Raw genomic sequence first — 12,500 nt, forward strand, 5'->3', positions numbered from 1 at the left:
TCAATTTTAAAATCTTTAATGATAAAAACGAATCTTCAAGTGCCCACACAGTTTGTCTGATTGATTGTTAAAGAACAAAAAACGACGCGCGGTTTTATGCTTTACAACGGCGCGTCGTTGTGGGGGCGTATTATAGGCATTTATCATGACCTTGCAACCCCTTTTTGCGTTTTTTTGCAAAATATTTTTTAATTGATAATAATTTAAGCGCAATAAAAATTACATCTTAAACTATTCAACTAACTTGCAAGCATTAGATCAAAAATGGTGTTTTATGTATTACGCCATTTTCATTATCATTCTCTAGCACCCTTTGATTTTCCTCATCCCATTAGCTTCAAGCATAAGGTTTAATTTAATAAGGGTTGATGATTTTTCTTTTTCTGTCAACAAGTTGACGTGTTTATCCATTAAAGCAGCTCTAAATGTCCAGAGTAAATCAATACTTGCAGGAATACCTAATTTCTTTAATCTGACATAACTATGAATAGCACCCAATGTTCTAAAATCACTGACTGTATGAATATTAATTTTGGCTAACAGCCTTTCATGCTTAATAGTGAAATTAGCCAATTCTTTGATACGTTCTTTTTTAGCTAAGTTTTCAGAAAGTTTCTTTCTTTTAATTTGTTGAATAGAAAGGTTAATGACTTGTTTAAAAAGAGTTTTGTTTTTACGAACTGAAGGAGGCAATTGATAATAATGATAAAGAGCTAATTTACTCATATTATTAGGATTGAGTGAATAGGCAACAGCCCCAAGCCTCTCCAAATAAGGCACCAACTCTCCCTCGGCTCTAACAAAAATTGCGTCATTTTGGGACAAAGCAAACATGGCATCTTCTTGGAATATTCCATAACCGGTAAACAAATTCTTAACTCTTACCTCACCAATCAGTTCAGTAAATTCATTGCGTAGTTCTTGTTTTGTATTACACATAGTTTTCCCTCACATTATTATGTGAATTAGTTATATCATACTTTTTATTTTTTAAGAAAAAGATATCACTAATAACATTCAAAAATGTGAAGTAGATCGAAAAAATAAAATTTTTTAACTAAAATATCAGCTAAAAGCACATAAGATATGTAAAAAATTAGCGTACTATTCTTTATCTTGGATACACCATTTATTTTGGCTACTTTCCTTTATTACTGTATTTTGCTATTCTTATGCACACTTTTGGGGCTGATTTTGGATTCGACGGGATTAGCGAAGCCCGAGGTGCACGTCGAGGTGCGGTAGGCCTCGTAAATAAACCGCAAAAAAAATAGTCGCAAACGACGAACAATACGCTTTAGCAGCTTAATAACCTGCTCATAGCCTTCGCTCCCCAGCTTCCGCTCGTAAGACGGGGATAAAGCGGAGTCAAACCCAAACGAGATCGTGTGGACGCCGCTGTTTGAGGATCGAAGCATTAAATTGAATCAAACTAGCTTAATTATCGCGTGTCTGTCCGCAGGATTAAGCAAAACTTAAAGACTGACTAAACGTGTAGTGCTGACGGTAGAGGAATTTCGGACGGGGGTTCAACTCCCCCCAGCTCCACCAAGTCCAATTCCAAACAAGTTTTATAAAGTCCGATAAAGCCTTGGCGCATAACACCCCAAGGCTTTTTTATTGTCCTATTTAATCCTATCCATTCCGACCTAATCCAACGATTTTAGTAACACCGATAGTAACACTATGATAAAATAACTTAGGCCGATGTTACTACAAGCATTAAGAGTCTTATGCTACAAGGCTTTTACCGCTTTTTATATTTCTTAAATGACAGGTGATTCAGCTATGCCAAGAACAACAAAATCTTTAACGAACACCGAAATAGACAGAGCAAAGCCTGCCGAAAAGGAAACCTTGCAGATGGGAGTGGGCTATTCTTAAGAGTTAAAACTAATGGCTCTAAATTATGGATTTTTAACTATTACCATCCTTCCACTAAAAAACGTAAAAATATCAGTTTAGGTATTTATCCTGAATTGTCGCTTGCTCAAGCTCGTAAAATAAGAGATGAATATCGCTCATTACTAGCCCAAAATATTGATCCTGCCGAATATCGAGCTAATCAACTACAAGCAAAACAAGACGAGCTAAACAACACATTTGAAGCCGTCGCTTGGCAATGGTTTGAACATCGCAAAACTCGCAAGAATTTCTCTGAGGGCTATGCAAAAGATGTCAAAAGCCTGATTGAACGTATTTTATTACCGCATTTTGGTAAATTACCGATTACTCAAGTTACTGCACCTTTAGCCTTGAAAGCATTTAAGACACTTCAAGATAAAGGCACGTTAGAAACGCTTAGACGTTCTATTCAAAAGTTGAATGAGATTATGGATTTTGCTTTGCACCGCAACATTATTTCGCATAATCCCACAGCCAATCTTTCGAAAGAATTTGATAATCCTACAGTTGAACACTTTAAAACGATCCGTCCAGAAGATCTGCCTGAATTTCTGATGACCTTAAACCGTGCTCAAATTAAGCTACAAACACGTTATCTTATTTTATGGCAACTACTGACCATGACACGCCCTAACGAGGCTGCCATGGCTCGTTATGAAGATATTGATGAGAAATCTAAGATTTGGACAATCTATATTCAAAAAGGGATTAAGCAAGATGAGCGTGGTCGAGAACATAAAATTACCCTTTCTCGCCAAGCAATGGCACTTCTAAAGGAAATTAAAAAATTGAGTGGTGGTAAAGAATATCTTTTTCCAAGTGAAAGAAATCCAAAATCGCATACCAACACGCAAACCGCTAATGCTGCGATTAAACGTATGGGCTATCACGGAAAACTCGTTGCTCACGGATTAAGGAGCATTGCCAGTACTTACCTGAATGAACAAGGTCATAACAAAGATATGATTGAAGTGGCGTTATCTCATATCAATCAAGATCGCATTCATACCGCATACAACCGAAGTGATTACCTTAAACAGCGTTTTACTATACTACAAGCGTGGGCAGATTTTATCGATCAATGCTCACATGAAACTATTCCGCAGTATCATTTAAAAGTTGTTAATGCGTAATCTGCTGAATACTAAAAAACCACAATTTCTCTACGAATTAGCAACCGATTTTCATAAATCTTGTTCACGTTACTTACAAGATTTTTTCGCCATATTTCAACAACGATTAAATTGCGAATTTTGGCTCATTTTGCGGTAAGAAATTGAGTGGTGAATACTCAAATTCATTATGTAATTTAACGAGGGAAAGCAATTATAAGATTGATAATTGCCTTCTCTCTTTTGCGATGTTTACCTATAGAAAATCAAATTTTACTAAAATTGACTGCACTCAGGCCCAAGATTTTATATAGTTCAATTTACCCACACTTTTTGAAATTTACCTCTTTTTCCTTTTATCCAGCGGAATTTTTTCCGCGTAATAATTAATGATTTAATTTTAGATGTAGATATATTCAATTTTTCGGATAATGCTTCCAGCCTTCTTCTATCTAGCTTTTCCGCACAATCGCAAAATTGATGTGGTGATTTTTCATACAAATAAACCGCTTCAAGAATACTCATTTTTTCATCAGGAATAATAATCTTACTTGTTCTTTTATAGGAATATTCCACTTCTTTTTTCAATTTATTCAAATAATGAGATCGCTTGTAATTGCCTATCTGAATATGATCATCTTTTTTCTCATCCATTGGTGTCGCAAGTTCATTATGTAACTTCTCGTTCGTAATGTGTTTGTTATTTTCAGCTCTGCTCTCCTTCAAGGCATCTTTAAAGATATAATTCCGATAACGGCGTGGCTTATTATCTTGAGTATGATCATAGTGAACGGATAAACCAACATTTAACCAAGAAAAGGGATCTATGGTTTCTTCAAACTCCTTCTCTCTTGGTTTAGTAATGTAAGCAATAATTCTAAAGAGATCATAGTAAGTATTAATCCATTGGGTATTAGATTGTTCTTGATAGCCAATTTTTGACAGCTGCACTCTTATTGCTTCATTAGTATTGAATCTAATATCCTTTCCAATATTTGAATAATTAAAGTTTTTATCAAACAAAATGATAGCATGCCCATGAGTGTTAATTCTGTTATCTTGTTCAGTGCATCTACAATCTAGTAATGAAAACAATCCAAGATGATGAACCAATGAAGCATAAAGAAGATTTATATTTTCTTTAATCTCTTCAAAAGATTGATAAGTGGATGCAGCAATCACATTTTCAGGAGAAAGCGTGCAGAAAACAGCTTTAAAATCATCTAGCTTATAAGATAATTTGGCTTTATTTCGCGCAACCCACTGAATCAAGGAATTATCTTTGCTGGGAATGAAACCTGATAATAAATCAAGAATACGAGGGTTCTTGATAATCAATTTGAAACTAGCTATCACTTCTTTTTGTAATTTCAATAATTTTTCATTGTAACAAGATGTACAAGTTAAGAACACACATTTAGATGTAGCCGAAAATACTCTCCCCATTGTTTTTCCCGAACCTAAATAAGTGCCGCATTTATCTTGCTTTTCTAAGAAAAATCTTGCTAATGCTTGAGATTGAGTATCAAGCATTGGTAGTGTATTAATCATTAATTCAACTAGTTTTAACATAGTATCTCCTTATTTAGATCTACGATGTACCATATTTAAAATAAAAGCATTAATTTCACTTTCTAAATAACCTACAGAATTTGCACCAATAGAGAGCGGCTTAGGAAAGTCATTTCTATATCTTTTCGATTTTTTATTCTGCCAGTCATAGAATGTACTTTTAGAAATACTGAGCTTTTGAATAACCTCTTTTGGTCTAAGGAGTTTAATTTTATCGTTCATTTAATCCCTCTTAAAAATTTAATAAACAATGAAAATAGGCTACACCACAAAAATGAAACGATCAACACAAAAAGAAAGCATAAGAAAAGTGTTATTTAAGTGAAAAATAAATAAAAGATTAAATTAACAATAATAAAAAATACAAATTACTAACAAGAAATAAATATTCAGACCAAGGAGAAATATTTATTTTTTACTTTATATTTACAAGCTTAATAGTTGTTATAAATAGTATTTATACCCAAAATAAGAATACACTTTAAGAGAAGAGAAAAGAAAAAATTACAAGGCTTACAATATCATTCAAGTAAGTTTAACATGCTCTAAGTGCTCTCTTTATTGGATAAAAAATCATTTTTAAAATAAAGAAAACAATCTTGTCACATTGTTTTATGCTGTTTTTTTAAACTTAAAGTCTTTTTTAAAACCTTAAAGTCCTTTTTTAAAACCTTAAAGTCGTTTTTTAAAACCTTAAAGGATTTAATTACCTTTTAAAACCTAAAATAATAAAAAGACCTTAAATCCTTTTAATACAAAAATTATTTCATCCAAATTAAATATGAATTTATTAAATATTTTTTGAAAATCATCAATCAAAAAATAAAAAGAAAAAATTTAATAAATATTAAAATTATCTAATTTAAGCATACGCTATAAATAAAATAAAACACTATGAAAATCATATTGGCATTAAAAAAATCAATTAGTACAAGAAAAGTTTGATTGCTTAATTTTTGTTCAATTCAGCAACTTTTTCTGAGCTTTTTGCCCCAAATGACTACCTGACGAAGGCAAAATCGAGAGCGCTTAACAAGAAAAAAGCATCTTCCAGCAATGCCAAAAGATGCTTTTTATTGAAAAAATTAGGATAATTTCGGGCTAATCAATCCCAAAACTTACTCCAGTTGCAGCCCCAACACCTCCGCGAGAGTCGGCAGAGCCTGAAAGACTGATGACAAAATTCGGTTTGGGTGCATATTTCACACCGACTGCAACCGCTGTTTCACCTCGATAAGAACCGACACCTGCGCCAACCGTAAAGGTTTTACCCTGTACTGGCGTGATTTGGGTCATTGCCATTGCCCCTGCCACACCTGCACGAGCTTGTCGGCGATCTTGGCGAGAGCGGTTTTCAAGTTCATCAATACGTTTGCTATTACTTTGGATCGCTTGACGATTTTCAGTAATTGCTTGTGTATTTTGAGTTACCTGCCTTGCTTGAGTTTCAACAATGCGAGTGTTTTCATTAATGCGAACAGTTTGGCTGTTTACTACTTCAACAACTTTTTCCATTCGTTGTGAATTTTTCGCAATGTTAGAGCTGTTGGTAGCAATACTTGCTTTATTTGTTGTAACTTCTTCTTTTGTTTGTTTAACTTGTTTTTGTACAGGCACTAATTGTTCTTGTACCACTTTTTCAACCTTTTTCTCAGTAGCGTAAAGTTGTTTACCAGTAACCGCTTGACTAGAGGTTTCGCTAACTTCACCGTCCGCTAAATCATTTAAGGTTGCATTGTTAAGTGATACAGAAGTTTTGTCTGCATTGTACTGCACAACTGTTTTTTCAAGTTCAACCACTTTCTCAGAAGCCTGTTCAGCTTTTTTAATCGCATTTTCACCCATAGAGCGAGCTTGATTACCTGCTAATTCAGCTTTTTCAGCTTTACCTACCGTATCAATTAATGCGGTTTGCATTGCGCTAATTTCTGTATCGTGTTTTTGCACTTTTACGTCCATTAAATCGACTTTTTGAGCAGAGTTATTAGCAGTACGAACAGCATTATCCGATTTTAGCCTGAGTAAGCAGTTTTTCTTCTGCCAAGTAGTACCATCTAATCGAATAATCAAACTTCATCGAGTTTTAGTACCTGTCTCAAGTTTTCCATTACATCATCATGAGATTTACTTTTCACTAAGTCGTTTTCTAACTGATGTAGCAAATACAGCTCATCTTCAGAGTAGAAAGACTCTTTTTTCTCAAAAGTCGGTGTATTGGGTAAGGCTATTTGCATAGAACCTCCTGTGTTTAGATGCGTGTAGTTTATCAGAAAAGCACGTTGCTATGGCAGCAGCCATTCAATGCGTTTTTTAATCCGTTGTTTTATGGCGTGAACCGGGTGTTTTCTTTCCCATTCTTTTACGCGTTTTTCAAAGATCGCTTGTGATTTACGATCAACCGAAAATGCTGAATGGGCTTTTTTCATGTTTTCTAAAAGGGCATCTGCACGTTTTTTGTGTTGGTATTTTATGAATAACCCCAACCCTAAAAGTAAAACAAAAATAATCGCCAAGTTATAAAAAATAATGGCTAAAACCTCATTCATTTTTCCCTCTCTCCTATTTAATTTTTATGAGTATTTTTTTTCATTCCGCATAGTGATCGCCTTTAATTCGGGAGAATAAAAACGCATAAAAATCCCTTAAAAAAACAACAGAAATTTAACCTAAAAACAGACCCAAAAATGAAGTAATTACACACCTAACGCAAATTTAAAATTTGCCTTTTTTCCTTTATAAATCAAGTGTTTGTGCGTTTTCGACCAGAAAATAGGCGTGAATTTTGTGTGCTGAATAGCATCTTTTTAGATGATATACAGTGCTCATTGAAAAATAAAGATTTTCTTATCAAAAATGCTGTATAGTGCATACATAGCACTATGTAGTGCTATATGGTGCTATATAGTGCTTGTTTTAGGTTAAAAAACAAACAGGTTTTGATATGGAAAATTTAAATTCTCAAAATAATCGTATAACAGTTCGCGTTCCTTTTTCTGTATTAGAGGTTATAGATCGTATTGTTCTCAATAAAGTTAATGATGGTGAGGCAAATGCAACAAGAAGTAGTGTTGCATTAGAATTATTAAAACTAGGCGCACGTATAGAAAAGAAAAAACTAGAGAATATAGAATCAGGATCTAATTCATCTGGCAATAGATTAGAGGAGCAACTTTCATATATCGCTCATACAATCGTTAGGAATGGCGTATTAGCCGAAAGATTCCTTACTACTATTGCAGAATTTAATCAGATTCCTAATGATTTTGCTATTCGCATTGCTCAAGGGATTAGGCTATCAGATGAAGAAAAGAAAGAATTAAAAAGATTATTTATTAATATGGATTTTAAGCAAAAGAAACCATAAAGCCCCGAAGTGGTATATAAAAAATCGGAGCCGTAGGCGACTTCATTCAACTGTGCCAACTGACCAATGCGCATCAGCCTCCTCCCCAACGGATTCTTTACTCTATTGACCTTATAGTAGCTTTATAGTTTAAAATGGTACCACAACATTGTTCAAGTGGAGTCGTATTATGAGCAAATCCTGTGGTGGCGCCTGTGGCGGTGATGCAACGTCCGCAGCGGATACCGATATACAGGCCTCCTCCGAGGCGCCAGGGAGATGGGTCAGTGTTTATGCAGTGCCGAAGATGGACTGTCCATCAGAAGAACGAATGATTCGCCTAGCCCTGAACGGCTTTGAGGAGATTCGGGCGCTGTCCTTCGACTTGTCGAACCGCCGGCTGAAGGTCGTGCATGACGGCGAGGTCGAGCCCGTCACCTCGAAACTGAAGACCTTGGGGCTAGGCGCCTCGCTTCAGGAAACCGTCGCTGCAAATCCAGAGACCATCAAGGCCGCCGAGTTTTCGGCAGCTTCTGCTAAGCAAGAATCCGGGACCCTGCGCTGGTTGCTCGGCATCAATGCACTTCTGTTCGTGGTGGAAATGACTGCCGGTCTGATCGCCCAGTCCACCGGCCTGATTGGAGAATCCCTGGACAATTTTTCCGATGCGGCGGTGTACGGGCTTGCCCTTTATGCGGTTGGACATAGCGTGAAAATGCAGGTACGTGCCGCGCATCTTGCTGGTGTACTGCAACTGATCTTGGCTGTGGGCGTGCTCGTAGAGGTGGTGAGACGCTTTGTATTCGGTAGTGAGCCTGAATCTCTGGTGATGATGGCTATCGCATTCGTCGCATTGATTGCCAATACCAGTTGTCTGCTGCTCATATCCAAACATCGGGAAGGCGGGGCGCACATGAAGGCAAGCTGGATATTCTCGGCCAACGACGTGGTGATCAACCTGGGGGGCATCACCGCCGGCGCCCTGGTCGCGTGGACCGGTTCCAATTATCCAGATCTGATTATCGGCACCATCGCGGGGGGGATTGTACTTAACGGTGCCAGACGCATTTTGGCGTTGAAGGGTTAAATAATGCTCATTATTGGCAAAAAGCTCTCGCCGTATGCCCTGTTTTATCTGCTTATACCCCTGCTTTGTTTTTTGCGTTGAGATATTACCGTTTCAAGCAAGGCATTGTATTCATCTTCTGACAATGCTATTTCTAGGCGTTTGGTTCGCTTTTTCATTAGGTGTCCGTTCTTCAAATTAGCGGTGAAACCACAGGGGGTCAAGGGGGATTTATCCCTCTTGCAAGGGCATAGACTTAGTATCACAGATACGGGGCTATGTGTCCTTGCTTTAACTATTAGACAATAGTACGCCAAAAGCCCCGAGAGTGATATTAAAAAATCAGCGGAGCCGAAGGCGACTTCATTTTATTAGGCGAGCTTGCGAGCCTTTGAACCAATATAAAAATAACAAAATTTATTATTAGGGAAGTGATTATTGTGGGCGGTAGGTTTTTAGTGTTGAAAAGCTAGTGGGTAACTAGAAGAGTTATCCAACAGCTTTTCAATACGACCCGCAGGGGAAAAACCGTTAAACCGTCCACATTAACCGCTGACCCAAAAAAGAATGCTTTTATCATTTGCTGTATTAGCAGTCACATTAGCTTGATTTGCATCTGAAATTGCTTTTGAAGAATCCAGAAGTGCTTTATCTGCATTTGTTTTTGCTGTTGTTGCAAGATTGTTTGCGCTAACAGATTGAGCCTGTGCTTGTTTCACATTACCATCTGCGATAACAGCTAATTTATTAGCCTCTGTTGCTTGAGTTAATGCTTGTGTTGCACTCTCAATCGCTTTTGTTGCACTAACATTTGCTTCAGCCGTATTTTTATCCGCATTATTAGCTTTTCTTAAAGCAATGTTTGCGGTTGTTACAGATTGATCGCTTTTTTCTACCGCTTGCTGACTTGCTAAATGAGCTTGATTTGCAATAGTTTCAGCATTATTAGCTTTATCTACGGCTTCACCTGATTTAGTTAACGCTTGAGTAGATTGTGTATTTGCCAATTTTACACTTTCAACTGCGCTTTCGGCATTTACTTTGCCTCATTAGCGATTTCTCTTAATTGCGTACTGGTACGCTCTGCACTTTCTGCTTTGGCAATCGCTTGATTGGCAAGTGCTGTATTTTCTTGCGCTGTTTTAACCGCACTTTGCGCTTGGGTTAATGCACTATTTACATTGGCATTTGCGATGTTCGCTGTGCTTAATGCGGTTTGCGCCTCGGTTTTTGCTTGAGTAGCGTTATTATTTGCCTGCTCTGAGGTCGCTTTGGCTTCTGTTGATTGGTTCAACGCATTACTTGCTTGGGTTTGGGCTGTTTGCACGCCTGTTTCTACATTTGCGACACGACCAGTTAAGCCACTAACCGCTTTTTCGTTTGCTTCACTTTTTGCTTTTAAATCGGTTTGAGTTGAAGCAACTTTTGCAAGTTCTGCGTTTGTTACCACTAAACCTGATTTAGCTTGAGTCGCAGTATCTTTTGCTTCTTGCGCTAACTGCTCTGCATTACCTGCTGAAATACTTGCAAGATTTGCTGTTGCTGCTGCACGGGTTGCCGTGGTTTGCGCACGCTCTGCGGTTTGATTAGCGGTAGTTGCTGTGCGAACCGCTCCCTCTGCTGTTATTTTTGCATTATTTGCAAGACTTTCAGCATTGTTTGAATTTCGCACGGCTAAATTTGCTGTATCTTGTGATGCTGTTGCCGCATTAAACGCATTTTCTGCATTACTTTTTGCGGCATTTGCATCACTTTTCGCTAAGGCAACATCTGCCTGAATATCATTGATCGTACTTAATGCACTGGTTGCTGTATTTAAAGCACGAGTGGCATTTGAGTTAGCTGATTGTGCCAACGCTTTCGCTTCGCTTGCTGCATTGATAGCATTTTGACTAACTTCAGCACTTGAACCTGTATTTAATTTAGCTAATTCTAGTGCTTGGTTTGCGGTTTGTTCAGCTTGCGTGACTCGCCCTGTTAAAGCGGTAACATTTTGATTTACTCTTTCAATTTGGGTGTTTAAGTCGGAGATACCGTTTTTAGCTTCATTTGCCGTATTTGTTGCGGTAGTAATGCGGTCAGATAAACCTGATACACTACCATTGAGTTTGGTAATATCTGCCGTATTTTTAACTACTTGTTTTTCTACTTCACTCACACGAGCAATCGCACTATTCACATTTGAATTGGCGGTTTGAGCTGTTTGTTTGGCTTCGGTGGCTAGGGTGACTGCTTGCTCCGCGACTTTTTTCGTATTTACAGACTGAACCACGCTGGTATAAAGCGTTTGTTCCAACTGAGCAAATTGCCCACCGTTAATTGCCTGCTTAGAACTTGGCGCAATCAAGCCATCTTCAACTAAAGTCGGAGCAGAAAATACCAACGGCGACATTGTTGCTAACGTCATCGCAATCAAAGACATCATGCCTTTTCGCTTCCCTTTAGCCAATTCCGATACAACCGTTTGCTTTCCTGATTAATTTTTAACCACTTTGAAAATTTTATTCATCTGTTTGCCCTTTGATAAGTGAATTTACTGATTTATTTTTCAGCGAGTATTGACTGAAATACAAACTTTTATGCTAACATATGAATACTATAGTCATCAAAAAGAAACCCTGTTTTTTCTAAAAGATTTTGTTGGTATCAATTAAGAGGAAAACTCATATGAAATATAAACTGCTTTTAACAGGTTTATTCGGCATTTCATCACTGGCTCAAGCTGTTGTGGTAGAAGGCTCGGGGACGGGTGAAACGGCGGAGGTTGCCACTGCTGAAGTATTTTCTAAAGAAGATGGCAAAGTAGTAACTGCTTCAAGTGAGGTAAAAGAAGTTACTTTTGAGCAGTTAGTCGATGATTTACTTATCGAGCCTATTAATAAAAATACCATTTCAAAGTTTGAGTTAACATCAACAGCATTGGTAGAGGTTAAAGATGAAAATGGCAACAATGTTGAAGGTAATAGTGGTGATTTAGTTTTTGAACTGCCATTTAAAATTTCTTTAGATAAAGAATATACCAAAAGCATTAGAAAAGTATTTACTGCATTAAAAGATAGCGAAGGTAAATCATTTTCTCTGAACAGTACTGAAATTAATACAGCCAATGAACGAAACATTAATCAAGCTAATGTTAGTGAAGAGAAATTGAACTATTTAATGAATAAATTAACTGAGGAAAAAGCATTTAAACTCCGCTTAGTATTAGAAGAAAAAGATGGTACAGAGCTTACATCTATTCAACCTGCATATAATCACAGACTTTCTAATGGAGGATATATCATTAAATATAATAATGAGTTCCAAAATCAGGATGTAATTTCTAGTTTAATAGAAGATAAAGGGTTTAAACCTCAAATTAGCCAATCCAATCTGAATTTCTTTACTGGAAGTGTGGAAGGAAAAATCTTATTTGGATTAAGTAAAGATCTAGTAAATGAAATCAATAATGGTGGAAAGATTAAGGTTGATTTTATCAACTAAGAGTATAAAAGGAGTATTA

General features: G+C 36.9%; 11 protein-coding genes, 1 other RNA gene and 1 pseudogene. 5 read left to right on the forward strand and 8 right to left on the reverse strand.

Annotated features, from left to right (window positions below):
- Nucleotides 1-303 precede the first annotated feature (303 nt).
- Nucleotides 304-939, reverse strand: coding sequence for a TfoX/Sxy family DNA transformation protein (locus DK415_RS07270; protein WP_048749105.1), 636 nt, complete (start codon nt 937-939; stop codon nt 304-306).
- Nucleotides 940-1,184: 245 nt separating this feature from the next.
- Here DK415_RS07270 and ssrA point away from each other — a divergent pair.
- Nucleotides 1,185-1,551, forward strand: a transfer-messenger RNA (tmRNA) gene (ssrA, locus tag DK415_RS07275).
- 237 nt (nt 1,552-1,788) lie between these two features.
- Nucleotides 1,789-3,038, forward strand: a pseudogene (locus DK415_RS07280) (integrase arm-type DNA-binding domain-containing protein).
- A 294-nt stretch (nt 3,039-3,332) separates the two neighbouring features.
- Here the strand turns inward: DK415_RS07280 and DK415_RS07285 are convergent.
- The 5 genes from DK415_RS07285 to DK415_RS07300 form a co-directional block, all read right to left on the reverse strand.
- Nucleotides 3,333-4,589, reverse strand: a complete 1,257-nt coding sequence (locus tag DK415_RS07285; protein ID WP_109433071.1) for a hypothetical protein — start codon at nt 4,587-4,589, stop codon at nt 3,333-3,335.
- A gap of 9 nt (nt 4,590-4,598) precedes the next feature.
- Nucleotides 4,599-4,811, reverse strand: a complete 213-nt coding sequence (locus tag DK415_RS07290) for a helix-turn-helix transcriptional regulator (protein ID WP_109059627.1) — start codon at nt 4,809-4,811, stop codon at nt 4,599-4,601.
- Nucleotides 4,812-5,690: 879 nt separating this feature from the next.
- On the reverse strand, nt 5,691-6,659 hold the full coding sequence (locus tag DK415_RS07295) for a YadA-like family protein (protein WP_109433072.1): 969 nt from the start codon (nt 6,657-6,659) through the stop codon (nt 5,691-5,693).
- Nucleotides 6,656-6,823 carry a hypothetical protein gene (locus DK415_RS09515; RefSeq protein WP_005564329.1) on the reverse strand — a complete coding sequence of 56 codons (168 nt, stop codon included), beginning with the start codon at nt 6,821-6,823 and terminating at the stop codon, nt 6,656-6,658. Before DK415_RS09515 ends, DK415_RS07295 begins: the two co-directional genes overlap by 4 nt.
- Nucleotides 6,824-6,871: 48 nt before the next feature.
- The gene (locus DK415_RS07300; RefSeq protein ID WP_005564328.1) at nt 6,872-7,135 is read right to left on the reverse strand and encodes a hypothetical protein; all 264 of its coding nucleotides are present in this window, start codon (nt 7,133-7,135) and stop codon (nt 6,872-6,874) included.
- 395 nt (nt 7,136-7,530) lie between these two features.
- Here DK415_RS07300 and DK415_RS07305 point away from each other — a divergent pair, with 395 nt between their 5' ends.
- Nucleotides 7,531-7,953: a hypothetical protein gene (locus DK415_RS07305; protein ID WP_005564327.1), complete on the forward strand. Its 423-nt coding sequence runs from the start codon at nt 7,531-7,533 to the stop codon at nt 7,951-7,953.
- A gap of 169 nt (nt 7,954-8,122) precedes the next feature.
- On the forward strand, nt 8,123-9,019 hold the full coding sequence (locus DK415_RS07310; protein WP_005564326.1) for a cation efflux transmembrane domain-containing protein: 897 nt from the start codon (nt 8,123-8,125) through the stop codon (nt 9,017-9,019).
- Between the two features lie 524 nt (nt 9,020-9,543).
- Here DK415_RS07310 and DK415_RS07315 read toward each other — a convergent pair.
- Both DK415_RS07315 and DK415_RS07320 read right to left on the reverse strand, forming a co-directional pair.
- Complete coding sequence (locus DK415_RS07315; protein ID WP_006719971.1) at nt 9,544-10,005, reverse strand: hypothetical protein; 462 nt, start codon at nt 10,003-10,005, stop codon at nt 9,544-9,546.
- Between the two features lie 29 nt (nt 10,006-10,034).
- On the reverse strand, nt 10,035-11,423 hold the full coding sequence (locus DK415_RS07320) for a coiled-coil domain-containing protein (RefSeq protein WP_109433073.1): 1,389 nt from the start codon (nt 11,421-11,423) through the stop codon (nt 10,035-10,037).
- Between the two features lie 242 nt (nt 11,424-11,665).
- Here DK415_RS07320 and DK415_RS07325 point away from each other — a divergent pair, with 242 nt between their 5' ends.
- The gene (locus DK415_RS07325; RefSeq protein ID WP_109433074.1) at nt 11,666-12,481 is read left to right on the forward strand and encodes a hypothetical protein; all 816 of its coding nucleotides are present in this window, start codon (nt 11,666-11,668) and stop codon (nt 12,479-12,481) included.
- Nucleotides 12,482-12,500 lie beyond the last annotated feature (19 nt).

Origin of the sequence: Aggregatibacter segnis (assembly GCF_003130075.1) — a bacterium.
GTDB classification, from domain to species: Bacteria; Pseudomonadota; Gammaproteobacteria; order Enterobacterales; family Pasteurellaceae; genus Aggregatibacter; species Aggregatibacter segnis_A.